At 53.5% G+C, this 19,610-nt stretch carries 22 protein-coding genes and 2 tRNA genes; 5 read left to right on the forward strand and 19 right to left on the reverse strand.

Going from position 1 to position 19,610, the window contains the following annotated elements:
* Positions 1-16: 16 nt before the first annotated feature.
* Positions 17-469 (reverse strand): ribosome maturation factor RimP, encoded by a 453-nt coding sequence (gene rimP, locus SOM48_RS11760; protein ID WP_017457352.1) that lies wholly within the window; start codon positions 467-469, stop codon positions 17-19.
* A 209-nt stretch (positions 470-678) separates the two neighbouring features.
* Positions 679-755, reverse strand: a tRNA-Met gene (locus tag SOM48_RS11765).
* 377 nt (positions 756-1,132) lie between these two features.
* Between SOM48_RS11765 and argG the strand changes: the two genes are divergently transcribed.
* Positions 1,133-2,479: an argininosuccinate synthase gene (argG, locus tag SOM48_RS11770; RefSeq protein ID WP_023481007.1), complete on the forward strand. Its 1,347-nt coding sequence runs from the start codon at positions 1,133-1,135 to the stop codon at positions 2,477-2,479.
* Positions 2,480-2,608: 129 nt separating this feature from the next.
* Here the strand turns inward: argG and SOM48_RS11775 are convergent.
* The 6 genes from SOM48_RS11775 to rlmE form a co-directional block, all read right to left on the reverse strand.
* Positions 2,609-2,695 (reverse strand) — tRNA-Leu (locus SOM48_RS11775).
* Between the two features lie 20 nt (positions 2,696-2,715).
* Positions 2,716-3,048, reverse strand: a complete 333-nt coding sequence (secG, locus tag SOM48_RS11780) for a preprotein translocase subunit SecG (RefSeq protein WP_054802976.1) — start codon at positions 3,046-3,048, stop codon at positions 2,716-2,718.
* Between the two features lie 226 nt (positions 3,049-3,274).
* Positions 3,275-4,612 carry a phosphoglucosamine mutase gene (gene glmM / locus SOM48_RS11785; RefSeq protein WP_054802975.1) on the reverse strand — a complete coding sequence of 446 codons (1,338 nt, stop codon included), beginning with the start codon at positions 4,610-4,612 and terminating at the stop codon, positions 3,275-3,277.
* Positions 4,605-5,453, reverse strand: a complete 849-nt coding sequence (gene folP, locus SOM48_RS11790) for a dihydropteroate synthase (RefSeq protein ID WP_320511993.1) — start codon at positions 5,451-5,453, stop codon at positions 4,605-4,607. Before folP ends, glmM begins: the two co-directional genes overlap by 8 nt.
* Before the next feature lie 98 nt (positions 5,454-5,551).
* Positions 5,552-7,483 carry an ATP-dependent zinc metalloprotease FtsH gene (gene ftsH / locus SOM48_RS11795; RefSeq protein ID WP_054802973.1) on the reverse strand — a complete coding sequence of 644 codons (1,932 nt, stop codon included), beginning with the start codon at positions 7,481-7,483 and terminating at the stop codon, positions 5,552-5,554.
* Between the two features lie 102 nt (positions 7,484-7,585).
* The gene (gene rlmE, locus SOM48_RS11800) at positions 7,586-8,212 is read right to left on the reverse strand and encodes a 23S rRNA (uridine(2552)-2'-O)-methyltransferase RlmE (RefSeq protein ID WP_076769254.1); all 627 of its coding nucleotides are present in this window, start codon (positions 8,210-8,212) and stop codon (positions 7,586-7,588) included.
* A gap of 118 nt (positions 8,213-8,330) precedes the next feature.
* On the opposite strand from rlmE, the gene yhbY reads away from it, so the two are divergent.
* Positions 8,331-8,624: a ribosome assembly RNA-binding protein YhbY gene (gene yhbY, locus SOM48_RS11805; protein ID WP_042712846.1), complete on the forward strand. Its 294-nt coding sequence runs from the start codon at positions 8,331-8,333 to the stop codon at positions 8,622-8,624.
* A 153-nt stretch (positions 8,625-8,777) separates the two neighbouring features.
* Here yhbY and greA read toward each other — a convergent pair whose 3' ends face one another.
* Complete coding sequence (gene greA / locus SOM48_RS11810) at positions 8,778-9,254, reverse strand: transcription elongation factor GreA (RefSeq protein ID WP_023480955.1); 477 nt, start codon at positions 9,252-9,254, stop codon at positions 8,778-8,780.
* A gap of 247 nt (positions 9,255-9,501) precedes the next feature.
* Between greA and dacB the strand changes: the two genes are divergently transcribed.
* Positions 9,502-10,935: a serine-type D-Ala-D-Ala carboxypeptidase gene (gene dacB / locus SOM48_RS11815; protein WP_320511994.1), complete on the forward strand. Its 1,434-nt coding sequence runs from the start codon at positions 9,502-9,504 to the stop codon at positions 10,933-10,935.
* Positions 10,936-11,014: 79 nt separating this feature from the next.
* On the opposite strand, the gene cgtA is transcribed toward dacB, so the two are convergent.
* The 4 genes from cgtA to rplU form a co-directional block, all read right to left on the reverse strand.
* A complete protein-coding gene (cgtA, locus tag SOM48_RS11820) occupies positions 11,015-12,193 on the reverse strand; it encodes an Obg family GTPase CgtA (RefSeq protein WP_124967184.1) in 1,179 nt (392 codons plus the stop codon).
* A 15-nt stretch (positions 12,194-12,208) separates the two neighbouring features.
* Entirely contained in the window at positions 12,209-13,174 is a 966-nt protein-coding gene (locus SOM48_RS11825) for a DMT family transporter (protein WP_023480720.1), read from the reverse strand.
* A 93-nt stretch (positions 13,175-13,267) separates the two neighbouring features.
* Positions 13,268-13,525, reverse strand: a complete 258-nt coding sequence (rpmA, locus tag SOM48_RS11830) for a 50S ribosomal protein L27 (RefSeq protein ID WP_017457338.1) — start codon at positions 13,523-13,525, stop codon at positions 13,268-13,270.
* A gap of 19 nt (positions 13,526-13,544) precedes the next feature.
* Positions 13,545-13,856, reverse strand: coding sequence for a 50S ribosomal protein L21 (rplU, locus tag SOM48_RS11835; protein ID WP_003025032.1), 312 nt, complete (start codon positions 13,854-13,856; stop codon positions 13,545-13,547).
* A gap of 260 nt (positions 13,857-14,116) precedes the next feature.
* Here rplU and ispB point away from each other — a divergent pair, with 260 nt between their 5' ends.
* Together ispB and sfsB are read left to right on the forward strand one after the other, a co-directional pair.
* Positions 14,117-15,088 carry an octaprenyl diphosphate synthase gene (ispB, locus tag SOM48_RS11840; protein ID WP_023481026.1) on the forward strand — a complete coding sequence of 324 codons (972 nt, stop codon included), beginning with the start codon at positions 14,117-14,119 and terminating at the stop codon, positions 15,086-15,088.
* Between the two features lie 213 nt (positions 15,089-15,301).
* Complete coding sequence (sfsB, locus tag SOM48_RS11845) at positions 15,302-15,577, forward strand: DNA-binding transcriptional regulator SfsB (protein ID WP_023481038.1); 276 nt, start codon at positions 15,302-15,304, stop codon at positions 15,575-15,577.
* 54 nt (positions 15,578-15,631) lie between these two features.
* Here sfsB and murA read toward each other — a convergent pair whose 3' ends face one another.
* The 6 genes from murA to mlaE all read right to left on the reverse strand — a co-directional run bounded on the left by murA (position 15,632) and on the right by mlaE (position 19,610).
* A complete protein-coding gene (gene murA, locus SOM48_RS11850) occupies positions 15,632-16,891 on the reverse strand; it encodes a UDP-N-acetylglucosamine 1-carboxyvinyltransferase (RefSeq protein ID WP_054802972.1) in 1,260 nt (419 codons plus the stop codon).
* Positions 16,892-16,944: 53 nt separating this feature from the next.
* Complete coding sequence (gene ibaG / locus SOM48_RS11855) at positions 16,945-17,199, reverse strand: BolA family iron metabolism protein IbaG (RefSeq protein ID WP_023480818.1); 255 nt, start codon at positions 17,197-17,199, stop codon at positions 16,945-16,947.
* 126 nt (positions 17,200-17,325) lie between these two features.
* A complete protein-coding gene (gene mlaB, locus SOM48_RS11860) occupies positions 17,326-17,619 on the reverse strand; it encodes a lipid asymmetry maintenance protein MlaB (RefSeq protein ID WP_139567387.1) in 294 nt (97 codons plus the stop codon).
* Positions 17,616-18,254: a phospholipid-binding protein MlaC gene (mlaC, locus tag SOM48_RS11865; protein ID WP_023481036.1), complete on the reverse strand. Its 639-nt coding sequence runs from the start codon at positions 18,252-18,254 to the stop codon at positions 17,616-17,618. Before mlaC ends, mlaB begins: the two co-directional genes overlap by 4 nt.
* Before the next feature lie 17 nt (positions 18,255-18,271).
* The gene (gene mlaD, locus SOM48_RS11870; RefSeq protein ID WP_023480973.1) at positions 18,272-18,823 is read right to left on the reverse strand and encodes an outer membrane lipid asymmetry maintenance protein MlaD; all 552 of its coding nucleotides are present in this window, start codon (positions 18,821-18,823) and stop codon (positions 18,272-18,274) included.
* Positions 18,824-18,827: 4 nt separating this feature from the next.
* Positions 18,828-19,610 carry a lipid asymmetry maintenance ABC transporter permease subunit MlaE gene (gene mlaE / locus SOM48_RS11875; RefSeq protein WP_023480856.1) on the reverse strand — a complete coding sequence of 261 codons (783 nt, stop codon included), beginning with the start codon at positions 19,608-19,610 and terminating at the stop codon, positions 18,828-18,830.

The following is a 19,610-nucleotide window of genomic DNA, read 5'->3' on the forward strand; positions in this document are numbered from 1 at the left end:
ACCTCAATCCAGACTGTTAAAAGTGGGGGACCAGGTTCGCTTTTTGAATATTGCTCAAGGCGAACACTTCATCTTTACCTTCGACCGTAACGGTGATCATTTCGCCATCGACATCTTTAATGATGCCCTGCCACTTACGACGGTTCTGCACCGCCATCCGCAGCACCAGCGAAACTTCGTCGCCCTTAAAGCGCGCGTAGTGCTCAGCCGTAAACAAAGGTCGCTCAAGACCTGGTGAGGAAACTTCCAGGTTATACGCAACGGTAATGGGATCTTCGACATCCAGTACCGCACTGACCTGGTGGCTGACATCAGCGCAATCATCAACATTGATGCCATCTTCACTATCAATATAGATGCGCAGCGTAGATGTGCGACCACGCACAAATTCGATACCGACCAGTTCGTAGCCCAGTGCTTCAACCGGCGCCGTAATCATCTCTGTTAATTTTTGCTCTAATGTGGACAAGTCCACCCCCAAGACATAAAAAAAGGGCATATAGCCCAGTTATTTCGTACTCAGATAACAAAAAACCCCGATAAATCGGGGCTTTAAATAACTGAACCCTATAGCCGCAACTGCGGCCTGGATAACCTTCCGGAAGAACTCTTTTCAAATCCCGCTAAAGAAGGCGTTAAGTCTTCACAGTATATTTGAAAAAGAACACTAAGGGAAAGTGGTTGCGGGGGCCGGATTTGAACCGACGACCTTCGGGTTATGAGCCCGACGAGCTACCAGGCTGCTCCACCCCGCGCCTGAAACGTGGCAAATTTTACTCGATTGAGCGTCAACTTGCAAATAATGCTGGGATTTGGTACCGAAGACGGGACGTAAAACCGGCTTGCAGTATATTGAAAAACATCGCGTTGTGTCAACCGCTCATCTATAGCATCACATGCTCCGCCGTTGTTGCATATTATTAAGAGAGTTTTTATGCACAGATGCCGCTTTTTCTTTCAGTTATACAATGAAAATTGCGCTTCTCTCTTCCGGTCCGCGCCAAAAGATGATTAAATGAAAACTCATTTATTTTGCATAACCATTCACTAAAGATGTAAGAATGAGTGGTACAAATAGCGTGGCGTGGCTGTTAAGTCTCTCACCATCAGTCTATCAAGCAGGGATTTTTTTATGACAACGATTCTCAAGCATCTTCCCGCAGGTCAACGTATTGGTATCGCTTTTTCAGGCGGTCTGGACACCAGCGCAGCGCTGCTGTGGATGCGTCAGAAAGGCGCAGTTCCTTATGCATATACTGCCAACCTGGGCCAGCCTGACGAGGATGACTATGAGGCGATCCCGCGTCGCGCGAAAGAGTACGGTGCAGAAAATGCTCGCCTGATCGATTGTCGTAAACAGCTGGTCGCTGAGGGCATCGCGGCTATTCAGTGCGGGGCGTTCCATAACACTACCGGCGGTTTAACCTATTTCAATACCACCCCACTCGGTCGTGCAGTAACCGGCACCATGCTGGTTGCGGCCATGAAAGAGGATGGTGTCAATATCTGGGGTGACGGCAGCACCTATAAAGGCAACGATATCGAACGTTTCTATCGTTATGGCCTGCTGACCAATGCCGAGCTGAAGATCTACAAACCGTGGCTCGATACTGACTTTATCGACGAGCTGGGCGGTCGTCAGGAAATGTCCGAATTCATGACCGCGTCGGGCTTCGACTACAAAATGTCGGCCGAAAAAGCCTACTCGACGGACTCCAATATGCTGGGTGCCACCCACGAAGCGAAGGATCTCGAGTTCCTCAACTCCAGCGTCAAAATCGTTAACCCGATTATGGGCGTGAAATTCTGGGATGAGAGCGTGAAGATTCCGGCTGAGGAAGTTACCGTACGTTTTGAACAGGGCCACCCTGTCGCGCTGAATGGCAAAACCTTCAGTGACGATGTCGAACTGATGATGGAAGCCAACCGTATTGGTGGCCGTCACGGTCTGGGCATGAGCGATCAGATTGAAAACCGTATTATCGAAGCGAAAAGCCGCGGCATCTATGAAGCTCCGGGAATGGCGCTGCTGCATATCGCCTACGAGCGTCTGCTGACCGGCATTCATAACGAAGACACCATTGAGCAGTATCATGCTCACGGTCGTCAGCTTGGACGCCTGCTCTATCAGGGTCGCTGGTTCGATCCGCAGGCGCTGATGCTGCGTGATGCTCTGCAACGTTGGGTGGCAAGTGCTATTACTGGCGAAGTGACGCTTGAGCTGCGTCGCGGGAATGACTACTCAATCCTCAATACGGTTTCCGATAATCTGACCTACCAGGCAGAGCGTCTGACCATGGAGAAAGGCGACTCGGTATTCTCGCCGGACGATCGTATTGGTCAGCTGACGATGCGTAACCTCGACATCACCGATACTCGCGCCAAGCTCTTCAACTATGTACAGACTGGCCTGATCTCCACCACCGCAGGTAATGGCCTGCCGCAGGTTGAAAACCTGGAGCACAGCGATAAGAAATAATCGCCGCCACTGAAATACAAAAAGCGCCTGCGGGCGCTTTTTTATTGTCGGTTGAGTAGCCAAACCATTCAGGCACATAAACGACAGACGAAAAAAAAGACATCTTTCGATGTCTTTCTTTCGGAATATTGGTACCGAGGACGGGACTTGAACCCGTAAGCCCTATTGGGCACTACCACCTCAAGGTAGCGTGTCTACCAATTCCACCACCTCGGCACGACTTACTTCTTCACAACTTACTGCGGGATATCGCTGGTCGGCTTCGCCGGCGCTGCTGGCTGAGTCTGTTCACTCTTGGCCGGTGCGCTCAGGTTTTCCCACTCGCTTCCCTTATTGGTTTTATTGCTGTTAATGTTGCCCAGCACAAGGCTAATAATAAAGAACAGTGTTGCCAGCACAGCAGTTGCACGAGTCATGAAGTTACCAGAACCACTTGAACCGAACAGCGTACCGGACGCGCCAGCGCCAAAGGAGGCTCCCATGTCAGCGCCTTTACCTTGCTGCAGCATAATCAGAGCTACAAGAGCCAGAGCCACAATAAGGAAAACTACTAAAAGAGCTTCGTACATAATCAACCTGTTCCTTGCGGGGTTGCCGCAGCCAATGCTTCAAACCAATAACGCGGGATGTTTCATGCTTTCCCACTGAAGCGGGTGTGAATACTAACCAAAGCGAATGACCTTCGCAAGGGCAATTTTGACGCTTTTTATCAAGTGCGGAAAAAAACAGCAAAAGCGTGCATTATGGTGAAGAAAGAGGCAGCAAAAGCTGCCTTTTTAGCCACTTACCGAATCGTTAAACCGCTTTAACCGCATCGGCGATGCGATTTGCCAGCGCGGTAACTTGCGCTTCATCTTCGCCTTCGACCATCACGCGGATTAATGGCTCAGTGCCGGACTTACGCAGCAGCACGCGACCACGGTTCCCCAGCGTCGCTTCAACCTCTGCCATCACGGCTTTAACGTTCTCATCTTCCAGCGGATCGCCATTACCGGCGGTAAAGCGCACATTCACCAGAACCTGCGGGAACATCTTCATGCCGCTGCAAAGGTCGTGCAGCGTCATATGGTTACGCACCATTGCCGCAACTACCTGCAACCCGGCAACAATCCCGTCACCCGTGGTGGTTTTATCCAGCAGGATCACATGGCCTGAGTTTTCTGCACCGATGCGCCACCCTTTCTCCTGCATTTTTTCCAGCACATAGCGGTCGCCCACTTTCGCGCGCGCAAACGGGATGCCCAGTTGCTTGAGCGCCAGTTCGAGACCCATGTTGCTCATCAGCGTACCGACAGCACCGCCGCGCAACTGCCCCTGACGCAGGCCTTCACGCGCGATGATATACATAATCTGGTCGCCATCGACTTTATTACCTTCGTGGTCAACCATGATCACGCGATCGCCGTCGCCGTCAAAAGCGATGCCCAGATCTGCCTTCTCTGCCAGAACACGATCTTGCAGCGCTTTCACATCCGTCGCACCACATTTTTCATTGATGTTGACGCCATCCGGATCGCAGCCAATCGCAATGACTTTAGCACCCAGTTCGCGGAAGACATTCGGGGCGATGTGGTATGTCGCGCCATTGGCACAATCCACCACAATTTTCAGGCTGTTGAGGCTTAGCTCATTCGGAAAGGTCGCTTTGCAGAACTCAATATAACGGCCAGCGGCATCGACGATACGGCTCGCTTTACCTAATTCGGCAGAGTCAACACAGGTCAGTTCTTTCTCCATCTCCGCTTCAATCGCCTCTTCAACAGCGTCCGGCAGTTTAGTGCCGTCAATGGAGAAGAACTTGATCCCGTTGTCATAGAACGGGTTATGGGAAGCAGAAATCACAATCCCCGCTTCCGCGCGGAAAGTACGTGTCAGGTAAGCGACAGCAGGGGTCGGCATCGGACCGGTAAAGGAAGCAGAGAGACCGGCTGCGGCCAGCCCGGCTTCCAGTGCCGATTCCAGCATATAGCCCGAGATGCGGGTATCTTTGCCGATAATAATTTTACGTGAGCCGTGACGCGCCAGCACCTTGCCTGCCGCCCAGCCCAGTTTCAGAACGAAATCCGGGGTGATAGGTGCGTCGCCAACACGGCCACGAATGCCATCAGTGCCAAAATATTTACGATTACTCATAGCGTTTATTTTCCTTCGCTGACAGTGTGGCTTCCACCACCCGCATAGCTTCTACCGTTTCTTTTACGTCATGGACACGAATAATCTGCGCACCCTGCATCGCAGCAATCACTGCACATGCCAGACTGCCGCTTAACCGCTCTGTGGGCCCGACATTTAATAACTGGCCGATCATCGTCTTACGCGACATTCCTGCCAACAACGGCAAACCGAAGTGGTGAAACTCGCCTAATCGGGCAAGCAGCGCATAATTGTGGGAGAGATTCTTACCGAAACCGAACCCAGGGTCGAGCAACAATTTTTCTTTTGCGATCCCTGCACGTTCGCAGCGCGCAATATTTTTCACAAAAAAGCGGTTTACGTCGGCAAAGACGTCCTCATATTTTGGCGCTTCCTGCATCGTCTTCGGTTGACCCTGCATATGCATCAGGCAGACAGGCAATCCGGTTTGTGCCGCTGCTTCAAGCGCGCCGGGCTCCGTCAAAGAGCGTATATCATTGATGATGTGCGCGCCCGCCCGCGCCGCTTCCCGGATCACTTCAGGCTTCGAGGTATCAACTGAGATCCACACTTCAAAGCGCTGCGCTATCGCTTCCACAACCGGGATAACGCGCGCCAGCTCCTCATCAACACTCACTTCAGCGGCACCGGGCCGCGTAGATTCACCGCCGATATCCACAATGGTCGCCCCTGCGTTAATCATCAGGTTGGCGTGTTTGACCGCCTCAATCAGCGTGTTGTGGCTGCCGCCGTCAGAAAAGGAGTCCGGCGTGACGTTGAGGATCCCCATCACGTGGGGATGAGACAGCTCAAGTGTGGAGCCCTGGGCATGAAGTTTCATGACTGAAGTCCCTGAAGGTATTACGGTTGAACAGAAAAGAAAAACCCCGGAGCAGGCCCCAGGGTTTCGTTACAAACAGTTCATCAACTGCAGAAAGCTTATTTGTCGCCAAACTGCTCTGACATGGTATTGCCCGGGTTCGGCGTACGCGGTTCATCAACCGGACGCGGCGCGCGTGGGGTACCGTTACTGTCAGAGTTATTCGCGCCTGGATCTTCCCAGCCCGCTGGCGGACGTACATCACGACGAGACATCAGGTCATCAATCTGCGGTGCGTCGATGGTCTCATATTTCATCAGAGCATCTTTCATCGCATGGAGAATATCCATGTTCTCGTTCAGGATCTGACGCGCACGATTGTAGTTACGTTCAATCAGCGCTTTCACTTCCTGGTCGATAATACGCGCAGTTTCATCAGACATATGTTTCGCTTTCGCGACAGAACGTCCGAGGAACACTTCGCCCTCTTCTTCGGCGTAGAGCAGCGGACCCAGTTTGTCCGAGAAGCCCCACTGCGTCACCATGTTACGTGCCAGGTTGGTCGCGACTTTAATATCGTTCGACGCACCGGTAGAAACATGCTCAACACCATAGATGATCTCTTCTGCGAGACGGCCGCCATACAGCGTAGAGATTTGGCTCTCCAGCTTCTGACGGCTGGCGCTAATCGCATCCCCTTCCGGCAGGAAGAAGGTTACGCCCAACGCACGACCGCGCGGAATAATCGTCACTTTATGTACCGGATCGTGTTCCGGCACCAGACGACCGATAATCGCATGGCCCGCTTCGTGATACGCGGTAGACTCTTTCTGCGCTTCCGTCATCACCATGGAGCGACGTTCCGCACCCATCATGATTTTGTCTTTCGCTTTTTCGAACTCAACCATCGAGACAACGCGTTTGTTACCGCGCGCAGCAAACAGCGCAGCTTCGTTGACCAGGTTGGCCAGATCCGCACCGGAGAAGCCCGGAGTACCACGCGCGATGATCGCAGCGTCAATATCCGGCGACAGCGGTACACGGCGCATATGGACTTTCAGGATCTGCTCGCGGCCGCGAACGTCCGGCAACCCAACGACAACCTGACGGTCGAAACGGCCTGGACGCAGCAGCGCCGGGTCCAGTACGTCCGGACGGTTAGTCGCAGCAATAACGATGATGCCTTCATTGCCTTCGAAACCATCCATCTCAACCAGCATCTGGTTCAGGGTCTGCTCACGTTCATCGTGACCACCGCCTAAACCTGCGCCACGCTGACGGCCAACGGCGTCAATCTCATCGATAAAGATGATGCACGGTGCAGCTTTCTTGGCTTGTTCAAACATGTCGCGTACGCGGGATGCACCCACGCCGACAAACATTTCAACAAAGTCAGAACCGGAAATCGTAAAGAACGGCACTTTCGCTTCGCCAGCGATCGCTTTCGCCAGCAGCGTTTTACCGGTACCCGGAGGGCCGACCATCAGGACGCCTTTTGGGATTTTACCGCCCAGTTTCTGGAAACGGCTCGGCTCACGCAGATATTCAACCAGCTCGCCCACTTCCTCTTTCGCTTCATCGCAGCCCGCGACGTCGGCAAAAGTGGTTTTGATCTGATCTTCAGTCAGCATGCGCGCTTTGCTCTTACCGAACGACATGGCGCCTTTGCCACCGCCGCCCTGCATCTGGCGCATGAAGAAAATCCATACCCCAATCAGCAACAGCATCGGGAACCAGGAGATGAAGATGTTACCAAGCAGGCTCGGCTCTTCAGGTGGTTCACCCACAACCTTGACGTTTTTGGTCAGCAGGTTGTCGAGCAGTTTAGGATCGTTGACCGGGATGTAAGTCGTGTAACGGTTACTATCTTTCTTGGTAACGTTGATCTCACGTCCGTTGATACGCGCTTCGCGAACCTGGTCCTGGTTGACCTCTTGCAGGAAGGTAGAGTAATCCACCTTACGGCCATTTGACTCGCTGGGCCCAAAGCTCTGGAATACTGACATCAGCACGACGGCAATGACCAGCCAGAGTATTAGGTTTTTCGCCATGTCACTCAAGGGATTAACCTCATATTACAACTGTGTTAAAAACAGCGGCAGGATACAACATATCCCGTTTCATTCAAACCGAAGGCCGAAATCAACGGGGTATCATTTTCGCCCGGTCGCTACAATATACACTTCGCGCGAACGAGCACGCGAAGAGTCCGGTTTACGCACTTTAACCTTCGTAAACAGGGAGCGAATTTCCGTAAGGTACTCATCGAAACCTTCGCCCTGGAACACTTTCACTAAAAAATTACCGCCTGGCGCTAACACATCGCGGCACATCTCCAGCGCCAGCTCTACCAGATACATAGAGCGGGGAATATCAACCGCTGGCGTTCCGCTCATATTAGGCGCCATATCTGACATGACAACCTGAACTTTACTGTCACCAACACGTTCCAGTAACGCTTTCAGAACTAATTCATCACGAAAATCGCCCTGAAGGAAGTCTACGCCGACGATTGGATCCATCGGTAAAAGATCGCACGCGATGATGCGCCCGTTCCCACCAATCTGTGTGACCGCATACTGCGACCATCCACCGGGTGCAGCACCCAGGTCAACCACGGTCATCCCCGGTTTAAAAATCTTGTCACTTTGCTGTATTTCATCAAGTTTAAACCAGGCACGGGAACGTAACCCTTTTTTCTGCGCCTGTTGAACATATTTATCGCTAAAGTGTTCCTGAAGCCAGCGGCTTGAACTGGCAGAACGCTTTTTACCTGTCATTTAACTTTCCATCCGGTTTCATCGGCGACACCGAGAAATTTCGACGCGCAATTTGGCGATACAGAGGAGATGGCGGTAGAATGACCCGTTTTCAATCCCAACGTAAGCAAAATATACGATGAATCTGAGTACTAAACAAAAACAGCACCTGAAAGGTCTGGCACATCCGCTCAAGCCGGTAGTTATGCTTGGCAACAATGGTTTGACCGAAGGGGTACTGGCCGAGATTGAACAAGCGCTTGTGCACCATGAACTTATCAAGGTGAAGATCGCCTCTGAAGAGAGAGAAACTAAAACCTTGATCGTGGAAGCTATCGTTCGCGAAACCGGTGCCTGTAATGTCCAGGTCATCGGCAAAACGCTGGTGCTTTATCGCCCGACCGCAGAGCGTAAAATTTCGCTGCCGCGCTAAAGGATATCCTGAGTTGAACACAAAATCAGTGTAAAACGAGGGGTTTCCGCCAGCAGATGAGCAAAATGCCACGCTCCTGGAGTTCATAAAAGGCCGCAATGCGGCCTTTTTCTTATCTTTACAATCTGTCAACAATTAACGCTGACGCTGCAATCAAAGATATTCCACCTTGATGATTTCATATTCCACTTCGCCGCCAGGGGTGCGAATGACAACCACATCATCCTGCTCTTTCCCCACCAGGCCTCGTGCGATAGGCGAGTTCACCGAGATAAGATTCTGCTTAAAGTCGGCTTCGTCATCGCCAACGATGCGGTAAGTCTGCTCTTCGTCGTTATCCAGGTTCAGCACGGTGACCGTGGAACCGAAAATGACGCGGCCATTTTTTGGCATTTTGGAGATATCGATAACCTGCGCATTCGACAGTTTCGCTTCGATATCTTTAATGCGGCCTTCACAAAAGCCCTGCTGCTCACGCGCGGCGTGGTATTCAGCGTTCTCTTTGAGATCGCCATGCTCGCGGGCGTCCGCAATAGCGGCGATGATTTCAGGGCGACGAACGGTTTTTAAAAACTCCAGTTCTTCGCGCAGTTTTTCTGCACCACGTAGGGTCATCGGAATAGCTTGCATTTGTTATACCTCTTAAACATTCCTGTTAGGAGTAGTCCCCCACCCCGTCAGCGTTACCTCCCCGCATTCAGGCGTAAACAGCCGGGCAGGAGCAAAAGAAAACTGACCCGGAGACAAAGCCCCAGGTCAGCGCAATTTTTCAATTTGATACGTATTTTAACCGGAAGTTCACCGTGGGTCATCGTTTACTTTCCGGGTCGATGCGCCGTAGTATGTCGGCCTGTTTCCAGCTTGTTAGCGCGAGATTATGCGATTTCCCAGCTTTATCATCGGATTGTCCACCAGTATAGCCCTGAATGTTCAGGCCGCGAATGTCGACGAGTACATCAACCAGCTTCCGGATGGTGCCAACCTGGCGTTGATGGTACAGAAGGTCGGCGCCGAGGCTCCCGAAATTGATTATCACGCCAAACAGATGGCGTTGCCGGCGAGCACCCAGAAAGTGATCACCGCGCTGGCTGCACTCCTACAACTGGGGCCGGACTTTCGCTTTACAACCACATTGGAAAGCAAAGGTTCTGTCGACGACGGTATGCTAAAAGGCGACTTAGTTGCACGATTTGGTGGCGATCCGACGCTAAAACGTCAGGATATTCGCAATATGGTCGCAACGCTTAAAAAATCAGGCGTGCAAAAAATCGATGGCAACGTGCTGATCGATACCTCGATCTTCGCCAGTCATGACAAAGCACCGGGCTGGCCGTGGAACGATATGACGCAGTGCTTTAGTGCGCCGCCCGCCGCTGCCATCATCGATCGCAACTGTTTTTCCATTTCGCTGTATAGCGCGCAAAACGCGGGTGATTTGGCCTACATCCGGGTCGCCTCTTACTATCCAGTGAACATGTTCAGCCAGGTACGCACGCTGGCGCGCGGGTCGTCGGAAGCACAATATTGCGAACTGGATGTGGTGCCGGGCGATCTCAATCGGTTCACGTTAACAGGCTGTTTGCCTCAGCGCGCCGATCCGTTGCCGCTCGCCTTCGCCGTGCAGGATGGTGCCAGCTATGCAGGGGCTATTCTCAAGCAGGAGCTAACGCAGGCGGGCATTACCTATACCGGCACGCTGCTGCGCCAGACGCAGGTCAATCAGCCCGGTACCGTTATCGCCAGTAAACAATCCGCGCCGTTACACGATCTGCTGAAGATCATGCTGAAGAAGTCCGACAACATGATTGCGGATACCGTCTTTCGCATGATTGGCCATGCGCGCTTTGGCGTGCCGGGCACCTGGCGAGCGGGTTCGGATGCGGTCAGGCAGATCCTGCGCCAGCAGGCCGGGGTCGATCTGGGCAACACCATTATTGCGGATGGTTCCGGCCTCTCGCGCCATAACCTGCTCGCACCGGCAACCATGATGCAGGTGCTGCAATATATCGCCCAGCATGATACCGAGCTTAACTTTATCTCAATGTTGCCGCTGGCAGGCTATGACGGCTCGCTGCAATACCGCGCAGGGCTGCACGAAGCGGGCGTCGACGGTAAGGTATCAGCCAAAACAGGCTCGCTGCAGGGTGTTTATAACCTGGCAGGGTTTATCACCACCGCCAGCGGTCAGCGAATGGCGTTTGTGCAGTATCTCTCGGGGTATGCGGTTGAACCGGCCGATCAGCGCAATCGCCGTATTCCGCTGGTGCGTTTCGAAAGCCGGCTCTACAAAGATATCTATCAGAACAACTAATAAAAAATGCCGGGAAGCATCATGCTGACCCGGCATTTTTTTATCTCTTCTCCCCGCCTGAGCGGGGAGGAAGCAGAGATTAACGTTTGTAGATGAACTCGACACCCTCTTCGTCGTCTTCGTCCCAGTCGTCATCCCACTCTTCGTCATCTTCTTCTGTCGCTTCGGCCTCTTCGAGCTGCTGGCGATGATAATCATCCCACATGAACTCGACTTTCTCCGGCTGCTGCTCTTCCTGCGCCTGCGCAATCGGGTTTTCGATGATAAAGGTCATCACATCCCAGCACAGGTCTTTGACGCCCTGCTGGCTGGCAGCAGAGATCAGGTAGAACTTATCTTCCCAGCCCAGCGCTTCGGCGATCGCTTTCGCTTTCGCTTCTGCTTCGTCTTTATCCATCAGGTCGATCTTGTTAAATACCAGCCAGCGCGGCTTGGCAGCCAGCTTCTCGCTGTATTTTTCCAGCTCGCCGACGATGATACGGGCGTTTTCTGCCGGATCGGAACCGTCGATCGGATCGAGGTCGATGAGGTGCAGCAGCACGCGGCAACGCTCAAGGTGTTTCAGGAAGCGGATACCGAGGCCAGCGCCATCAGCCGCACCCTCAATCAGCCCTGGAATATCGGCAACCACGAAGCTCTTCTCATTGTCCATACGAACAACGCCCAGGCTCGGGACCAGCGTGGTAAACGGATAATCCGCCACTTTTGGTTTCGCTGCAGAGACGGCGCGGATAAAGGTGGATTTACCGGCATTCGGCATCCCCAGCATCCCGACATCTGCCAGCAGCATCAGCTCCAGCTGCAGATCGCGCTTATCGCCCGGCGTACCCATCGTTTTCTGACGCGGAGTACGGTTTACCGAGGATTTGAAACGGGTGTTACCAAGACCGTGCCAGCCGCCTTTCGCGACCATCAGGCGCTGACCATGTTTGGTCATATCGCCCATGGTTTCGCCGGTGCCCTGGTCGATCACACGCGTACCAACCGGCACTTTCACCGTAATATCTTTCCCGCGTTTGCCGGTGCAATCACGGCTCTGGCCGTTCTGCCCACGTTCTGCACGGAAGGATTTTTCAAAACGGTAGTCAATCAGGGTATTCAGGTTCTCGTCCGCTTCCAGCCAGACATCACCACCGTCGCCACCGTCACCGCCATCAGGGCCGCCTTTCGGGATATACTTTTCGCGGCGGAAGCTTACGCAGCCATTACCGCCATCACCCGCTACGACCAGAATCGTAGCTTCATCTACAAACTTCATTTTACTCTCCGTAACTCATTCGCCTGAGCGGGGCACAGTGACGACCACTTCACGACTACGCCTGCGTCCCAAAAGACGATGGCCAATAGCGGAAAACATCGCGCCCGCAACCACGACAAACGCACCGAGATAACCGACAAGGTTTAACATCGGTCTGGCGAAAACATCGGGCCAGGCCATTGATAACAAATCTGAGAAAAACAGTGTAAACAGCGGCGTTAAGGTAATTAACGCGCTTACCTGCGCCGCCTGCCAGCGCGCCATCGCTTCCGCCAGCGCGCCGTAGCCAACCAGCGTGTTGAGCCCGCAAAAAACCAGACAGGCCAGTTGCCAGTCACTCAGCTGGAACACCACGGCGGGTTTCGCCAGTGGCAGCAGCGCAAGCGTACATAAAGTGTACAGCAAAAAGAGGATCTGCTGGGAGGCCAGACGACGCAGAAGGACTTTTTGCGCCACGCCGTAGCTCACCCACACCGTCGCCGCACCGACGCCGAAGATAACGCCCCAGGTGTAATCCGTCAGCCGGGTAAAAATCTCAATCAGGCTGGTGTTAAAAAACATCACCAGACCGCTTATCAGCATCAGCGCGCCAATCACCTGCGTGATACGCATCTTCTCTTTAAGGATAAAGACGCTGGCGACCATCATACCGACGGGCGAGAGCTGGCCGATCACCTGCGACGCGGTCGGGCTGACATACTGCAGAGAAGAGCTGAACAATATGAAGTTGCCAAACAACCCGCCGGTGGCAATTGCCAGCAGCAGCAGCCAGCGAGGCTTGCGGAAAATACGCAGTGGCGGCAGTTTTCGTTTCCAGGTCAGGATCAGACCGAGACCAATGCCCGCCATTAAAAAGCGATAGAAGACCACCGTTGGCGGCTCCATCACTTCCAGCACCTGCTTCATTGCAATCGGCAACGCTCCCCAGCACATCGCTGTTGTCAGCGCCAGGAGAATACCGATGCCCGCCTGCTGTTTCATGCTTCTTCCCTGCCCGAATTTTGCCGGGCTTCTAATGTAAAAAGCCCCGCAACGTGTTGCGGGGCTTTCTTCCGTTACCGGGACGCGAAAAACTTATTCAGCAACGATGCTGATGAATTTACGGTTTTTCGGGCCTTTAACTTCGAACTTAACTTTACCGTCAGTCAAAGCGAACAGAGTGTGGTCACGGCCGCAACCTACGTTGGAACCAGCGTGGAATTTAGTACCACGTTGACGAACGATGATGCTACCTGCCAGAACTGCTTCACCGCCGAAGCGTTTTACGCCCAGACGTTTAGCTTCTGAATCGCGACCGTTACGAGTTGAGCCGCCAGCCTTTTTATGTGCCATTTAAATCTCTCCTCAGGTCTTAGGCGCTGATGCCAGTAATTTTCACATCAGTGAACCACTGACGATGGCCCTGCTGCTTACGGTAGTGTTTACGACGACGAAACTTAACGATTTTAACTTTCTCGCCACGACCATGAGCAACAACTTCAGCTTTGATTACGCCGCCATCAACGAAAGGAACGCCGATTTTGACTTCTTCACCGTTTGCGATCATCAGAACTTCAGCGAATTCAACAGATTCACCAGTTGCGATGTCCAGCTTTTCCAGGCGAACGGTCTGACCTTCGCTTACTCGGTGTTGTTTACCACCACTTTGGAAAACCGCGTACATATAAAACTCCGCTTCCGCGCACCTATCCTGATTAATTCAGAGGGCGCTATAAATATTCACAATAGGGCGCGAATATTACGCAAATTGCGAGCCGTTGACAAGTGTGATCGTCACTCCTCGCAGAAAAAAAACACAACGTGTAAGGTAACGTTTATCTGGCGCGTTTTTTCAGTACAATCGACAATACTATTCAAACCCGTAACCCTTTGTTATCCCACTTTTGATATGTGGTAAACAGGACTGAAAGCCCGGCTTTTGCGATGAATTTAGAAAAAATCAATGAGTTAACCGCGCAAGATATGGCGGGTGTGAACGCGACGATTCTGCAACAACTCAACTCGGATGTGAAATTAATCAACCAGTTGGGTTATTACATCGTAAGCGGCGGCGGCAAACGCATACGTCCGATGATCGCTGTACTGGCGGCGCGCGCAGTTGGCTATGAAGGCAACGCGCATGTCACCATCGCTGCATTAATCGAATTTATCCACACAGCAACCCTCCTCCACGACGACGTTGTGGATGAATCAGATATGCGCCGCGGCAAGGCAACGGCGAACGCCGCCTTTGGTAATGCCGCCAGCGTACTGGTCGGGGATTTTATCTATACCCGTGCATTCCAGATGATGACCAGCCTCGGCTCGCTGAAGGTGCTGGAGGTGATGTCAGAAGCGGTGAACGTGATTGCAGAAGGCGAAGTGCTGCAATTGATGAACGTCAACGACCCGAACATTACCGAAGAGAACTACATGCGCGTGATTTACAGCAAAACCGCGCGCCTGTTCGAAGCGGCCGCCCAGTGTTCTGGTTTACTGGCGGGCTGTTCAGAAGCACAGGAGAAGGGGCTGCAGGATTATGGCCGCTACCTGGGCACTGCATTCCAGCTGATTGACGATCTGCTCGATTACAGCGCCGATGGCGAAACGCTGGGTAAAAATACCGGCGATGACCTTAACGAAGGCAAACCGACGCTGCCGCTGCTGCATGCGATGCATAACGGTACCCCTGAGCAGGCGCAGATGATCCGCGAAGCGATTGAACAGGGAAGCGGACGCCATCTTCTGGAACCGGTTCTGGAAGCAATGGCGCAGTGCGGGTCGCTGGAGTGGACGCGCCGCCGTGCTGAAGAAGAGGCGGATAAAGCCATCGCCGCGCTGCAGGTTCTCCCGCACTCTGAGTGGCGCGATGCGCTCATTGCGCTTGCCCACATCGCCGTTCAGCGCGATCGTTAATCTCTCTGTTTCCCGCGATTTATCGCGGGAAAGTTCCAATAAGCTCTTATAACATCCTTTTTCAGGCGCCGAATCCTTGCTGCGCAAGCCTTGGCATAATCTGAAAACATAACAATCGCCCTGAACTTTTTAGAACAAATATTCCCATATGCGTATAGTGATCTGCGTTGTTGGCGAACAATGGTTGAAACCGATTCTCATCAGGGAGATGTTATGGAAACGAAATATACCGACTGGCATCAAGCCGATATCATTGCCGGGCTGCGAAAAAAGGGTACGTCGCTGGCGGCTGAATCTCGAAAAAATGGCTTGAGTTCCTCCACCCTCGCCAATGCACTGACCCGACCCTGGCCGAAGGGAGAGTTGATTATTGCCCGGGCGCTGGATACCGATCCCTGGGTTATATGGCCTTCGCGTTACCACGATCCCATCACGCACGCGTTTCTTGATAAAACCAAATTCATCAGGAAAAAACGTAGTGAAGCGTAAAATGTTGCAGATAAAAAAAGGGAGCTTTCGCTCCCTTTTTTAATGGTGTCGAGGTTATTCGCCCTTCACACGCTCAATCTTCGCGCCCAGCGCGCTGAGCTTATCTTCGATACGCTCATAACCACGATCGATGTGGTAGATGCGATCGACATAGGTCGTCCCTTCCGCAATACAGCCAGCCAGCACGAGGCTCGCCGATGCACGCAGATCGGTCGCCATCACCTGCGCGCCGGAGAGCGTTTCTACGCCGTGGCAAATCGCGGTGTTGCTCTCAATCTCTGCATGAGCACCCATACGAATCAGCTCAGGGATGTGCATGAAGCGGTTCTCGAAGATGGTTTCAGTGATCACACCGGTACCTTCGGCCACCAGGTTCAGCAGCGTGAACTGCGCCTGCATATCTGTCGGGAAGCCCGGATGCGGCGCGGTACGCACGTTAACGGCTTTCGGACGTTTACCGTGCATATCGAGGCTAATCCAGTCTTCGCCCAGTTCAATATCAGCACCCGCGTCACGCAGTTTAGCCAGCACGGCATCCAGCGTATCCGGCTGGGCATTGCGGCAAACAATTTTTCCACCGGAGATAGCGGCTGCCACCAGGAAGGTCCCGGTTTCGATGCGGTCCGGCAGCACGCGATAAACGCCGCCGCCAAGGCGCTCAACGCCCTCGATGGTGATGCGGTCAGTGCCCATGCCGGTAATTTTGGCACCGAGCGTATTGAGGAAGTTGGCGGTATCGACAATTTCCGGCTCGCGCGCGGCGTTTTCGATAATGGTGGTGCCTTCAGCCAGCGTCGCAGCGGACATAATCGTCACCGTCGCGCCAACGCTCACTTTGTCCATCACAATGTGCGCGCCCTTCAGACGGCCGTCGACAGAGGCTTTAACGTAGCCCTCTTCCAGCTTAATCTCCGCGCCCAGTTGCTCAAGACCGGTGATATGCAGATCGACCGGACGCGCGCCAATCGCGCAACCGCCCGGTAGTGAAACCTGCCCCTGGCCGAAACGGGCAACCAGCGGACCCAGCGCCCAAATCGAAGCGCGCATGGTTTTCACCAGGTCGTACGGCGCACAGAAGACGTTCACCTTGCTGGCATCGATCCATACCGAGCCATTACGCTCAATTTTGGTGCCGAGCTGGCTCAGCAGCTTGATGGTCGTGTCGATATCTTTCAGTTTCGGCACGTTGCGGATTTCGACCGGCTCTTCAGCCAGCAGCGCGGCGAAAAGAATCGGCAGTGCGGCGTTTTTGGCACCTGAAATTGTCACTTCGCCCTGGAGACGCGTTGGCCCCTGTACACGAAACTTATCCATTTATCTGATCTCTGTTAAGAATTCACACGCGCGGCGGGTCATACCGCCAGCGCTCAAAAGCCGTTAAGTTTGCGATCGCGCGCCCATTCTTGCGGCGTATACGCTTTGATCGACAGGGCATGAATGCGGTTATCCGCGATGTACTCCATCAGCGGGCCATAGATGGTTTGCTGCTTCTTGACCCGGCTCATGCCGTCAAAAACTTCACCCACAGCGACAACCTGAAAATGGCTGCCATCGCCAGTGACGTGGGCTTCCTGGAGAGAGAGTGCTTCCATCAGCACGGTCTGGATTTCATGATTTTCCATGGGCGTAAATATCATCTAAAAGTGAAAACAGTCACACATCTTAGAGGAAAGTGCGACGGTCTTAAATAAGCAAAAAGCCCCATCCACTCTCTGGACGGGGCTTTAAATAGTAACGTATTGAAAAAATTAGCGTGGCAAGGCACTTTGCGGCAAGTTATAGAGCGCCGCAAGGGTGCTCACATTCTCACTTACGCCCAGAAGCGTCACATCCGTGCCCTGCTTTTTACCGAGTTCAACCAGATGAACCAGCAGCGCGACGCCTGCGGTATCAACCCGTGTTACGCCCTGTAGATCGATGATGGTTACCCCTTTCATCGCCTCTGCGCGCGCATCCCATAAAGGATTTAACACGTCCTGATCCAGCTCGCCCAGCAACACCAGGCGTTCACCGTCACGCGACCAGCTTAGCTGCTGGGTCATTGCTTCTTCTCGTCCAGGGTAATTTTCTGGCGGGAGATAGACTGCAGCTCAGCGGTCAGGCCATCAATACCTTTAGTACGCAGCAGATCGCTCCACTCATTCTGTTTGGTGGTGATCATGCTTACGCCTTCAGCGATCATGTCATAAGCCTGCCAGTTACCGGTCTGGCTGTTTTTACGCCACTGGAAATCGAGGCGTACCGGCGGACGACCGTTCGGATCGACGATGGTGACGCGAATCGGCACGATAGTGGCATCGCCCAGCGGCTGTTCCGGGGCGATCTGGTAAGTCTGGCCATGGTAGAGCGCCAGCGCCTGACCGTATGCCTGTTTCAGATATTCGCGGAACGCCTTGAAGTAGGCATCACGCTGCGCAGGGGTCGCTTCTTTGTAATAACGGCCCAGCACCAGCGCGCCGGCATATTTCACCTGGACGTAGGGCAGCAGCTCCTGATCGACCACCTCGCGCAGGTAATCCGGGTTCGCGCGGATTTTCGGTTGTTCATTTTTGAGGCGATCGAAAGTCTGTTTCGCCGCCCCCTGCATTGCGGTGTAAGGGTTGCTTTGATCAACAGCCAAAGCCGAGCTCAACGGTGCAACGACCAGCAGAGCAACCATCATGAGACGTTTAAACATTGCGTCACTTCTCCTCGTTAATGCGTCTGATCCGCAGACGGCGCAGGTTGAGTATTCCCTTCATTTTGCGCCGCCGCATCGCCTGAATTCTTATTGTCGCCACCTTTACTGTTGTAAAGGAACTGACCAATGAGATCTTCCAGCACCATTGCGGACTTGGTGTCCTGAATCGTGCTGCCTTCCTTAAGCATAGATGTTCCCATCTCGGGATCGTCAAACCCGACGTTTAATGCCAGATATTGTTCGCCCAGCAGGCCTGATGTGCGGATCGCCAGCGAGCTGGTATCCGGGATCTGGTTGTAACGCTCTTCGATATCCAGCGTCACGCGCGGCAGATAAGTTTTCGGGTCGAGAGAGATATCCGATACGCGCCCAATCACCACCCCGCCGATACGCACCGGCGAATTGGCTTTCAGGCCGCCGATATTGTCAAAGGTGGCATAAACGCGGTACGTCGGTTCTGTACGCATCGAGGCGACATCTGCCGCTTTCAGGCAGATAAAGAGCCCCGCCAGTAATGCCAGCAGAAGAAACAGGCCGACCCAAATTTCACTTTTTTTCGTTTGCATGAACTCAATTCCCAAACATCAATGCGGTGAGCACAAAATCCAGACCGAGAACGGCCAGCGAGGAGTGCACAACGGTGCGTGTTGTCGCGCGGCTGATCCCGGCCGAAGTCGGGATCGCATCGTAACCGTTAAACAGCGCAATCCAGGTCACGGTGATGGCAAAGACCACGCTTTTAATCAGACAGTTAACCAGATCCATTCGCAGGTCGACGGCGTTCTGCATCGCAGTCCAGAAGAAACCACTGTCGATGCCTTTCCAGTTAACGCCCACCAGCGAGCCGCCCCAGATACCAACCGCGACAAACATAACCGTCAGCAGCGGCAGAGAGATGACGCCCGCCCAGAAACGCGGCGAAATGACCCGACGTAAAGGATCGACCGCCATCATCTCGAGGCTGGAGAGCTGCTCGGTGGCGCGCATCAAGCCAATCTCTGCGGTGAGCGCCGAGCCTGCGCGTCCGGCAAACAGCAGCGCGGCAACTACCGGGCCTAATTCGCGTAGCAACGATAGCGCCACCAGCATGCCGAGGCTCGTCTCCGCGCTGTAAGTCGTCAGCACCAGGTAGCCCTGCAATCCCAGCACCATGCCGATAAAGACGCCGGAGACGAGGATAATGACCATCGACAGCACACCGACGTTATAGAGCTGGCGGATCAGCAGCGGCGCGTGTTTGCGAAACTCCGGCTTGCCAACCAGGGCGTTGAACAGCATTAACCCGGCACGCCCGAACGTCGCGATCGTTTTGATCCCACGATGGCCAAGCGCAGCCAGTGCATTTAACAGCAT

The sequence above is a fragment of the Kosakonia sp. CFBP8986 genome, from assembly GCF_034044935.1.
Classification (GTDB): Bacteria; Pseudomonadota; Gammaproteobacteria; order Enterobacterales; family Enterobacteriaceae; genus Kosakonia; species Kosakonia cowanii.

Excerpts from the sequence above, each read along its gene's own strand:
- argG (WP_023481007.1), top strand. The coding sequence starts at position 1,133 with ATGACAACGATTCTCAAGCATCTTCCCGCAGGTCAACGTATTGGTATC.
- secG (WP_054802976.1), bottom strand. The coding sequence starts at position 3,048 with ATGTACGAAGCTCTTTTAGTAGTTTTCCTTATTGTGGCTCTGGCTCTT.
- glmM (WP_054802975.1), bottom strand. The coding sequence starts at position 4,612 with ATGAGTAATCGTAAATATTTTGGCACTGATGGCATTCGTGGCCGTGTT.
- folP (WP_320511993.1), bottom strand. The coding sequence starts at position 5,453 with ATGAAACTTCATGCCCAGGGCTCCACACTTGAGCTGTCTCATCCCCAC.
- ftsH (WP_054802973.1), bottom strand. The coding sequence starts at position 7,483 with ATGGCGAAAAACCTAATACTCTGGCTGGTCATTGCCGTCGTGCTGATG.
- rlmE (WP_076769254.1), bottom strand. The coding sequence starts at position 8,212 with ATGACAGGTAAAAAGCGTTCTGCCAGTTCAAGCCGCTGGCTTCAGGAA.
- yhbY (WP_042712846.1), top strand. The coding sequence starts at position 8,331 with ATGAATCTGAGTACTAAACAAAAACAGCACCTGAAAGGTCTGGCACAT.
- greA (WP_023480955.1), bottom strand. The coding sequence starts at position 9,254 with ATGCAAGCTATTCCGATGACCCTACGTGGTGCAGAAAAACTGCGCGAA.
- dacB (WP_320511994.1), top strand. The coding sequence starts at position 9,502 with ATGCGATTTCCCAGCTTTATCATCGGATTGTCCACCAGTATAGCCCTG.
- cgtA (WP_124967184.1), bottom strand. The coding sequence starts at position 12,193 with ATGAAGTTTGTAGATGAAGCTACGATTCTGGTCGTAGCGGGTGATGGC.
- SOM48_RS11825 (WP_023480720.1), bottom strand. The coding sequence starts at position 13,174 with ATGAAACAGCAGGCGGGCATCGGTATTCTCCTGGCGCTGACAACAGCG.
- rpmA (WP_017457338.1), bottom strand. The coding sequence starts at position 13,525 with ATGGCACATAAAAAGGCTGGCGGCTCAACTCGTAACGGTCGCGATTCA.
- rplU (WP_003025032.1), bottom strand. The coding sequence starts at position 13,856 with ATGTACGCGGTTTTCCAAAGTGGTGGTAAACAACACCGAGTAAGCGAA.
- ispB (WP_023481026.1), top strand. The coding sequence starts at position 14,117 with ATGAATTTAGAAAAAATCAATGAGTTAACCGCGCAAGATATGGCGGGT.
- sfsB (WP_023481038.1), top strand. The coding sequence starts at position 15,302 with ATGGAAACGAAATATACCGACTGGCATCAAGCCGATATCATTGCCGGG.
- murA (WP_054802972.1), bottom strand. The coding sequence starts at position 16,891 with ATGGATAAGTTTCGTGTACAGGGGCCAACGCGTCTCCAGGGCGAAGTG.
- ibaG (WP_023480818.1), bottom strand. The coding sequence starts at position 17,199 with ATGGAAAATCATGAAATCCAGACCGTGCTGATGGAAGCACTCTCTCTC.
- mlaB (WP_139567387.1), bottom strand. The coding sequence starts at position 17,619 with ATGACCCAGCAGCTAAGCTGGTCGCGTGACGGTGAACGCCTGGTGTTG.
- mlaC (WP_023481036.1), bottom strand. The coding sequence starts at position 18,254 with ATGTTTAAACGTCTCATGATGGTTGCTCTGCTGGTCGTTGCACCGTTG.
- mlaD (WP_023480973.1), bottom strand. The coding sequence starts at position 18,823 with ATGCAAACGAAAAAAAGTGAAATTTGGGTCGGCCTGTTTCTTCTGCTG.
- mlaE (WP_023480856.1), bottom strand. The coding sequence starts at position 19,610 with ATGCTGTTAAATGCACTGGCTGCGCTTGGCCATCGTGGGATCAAAACG.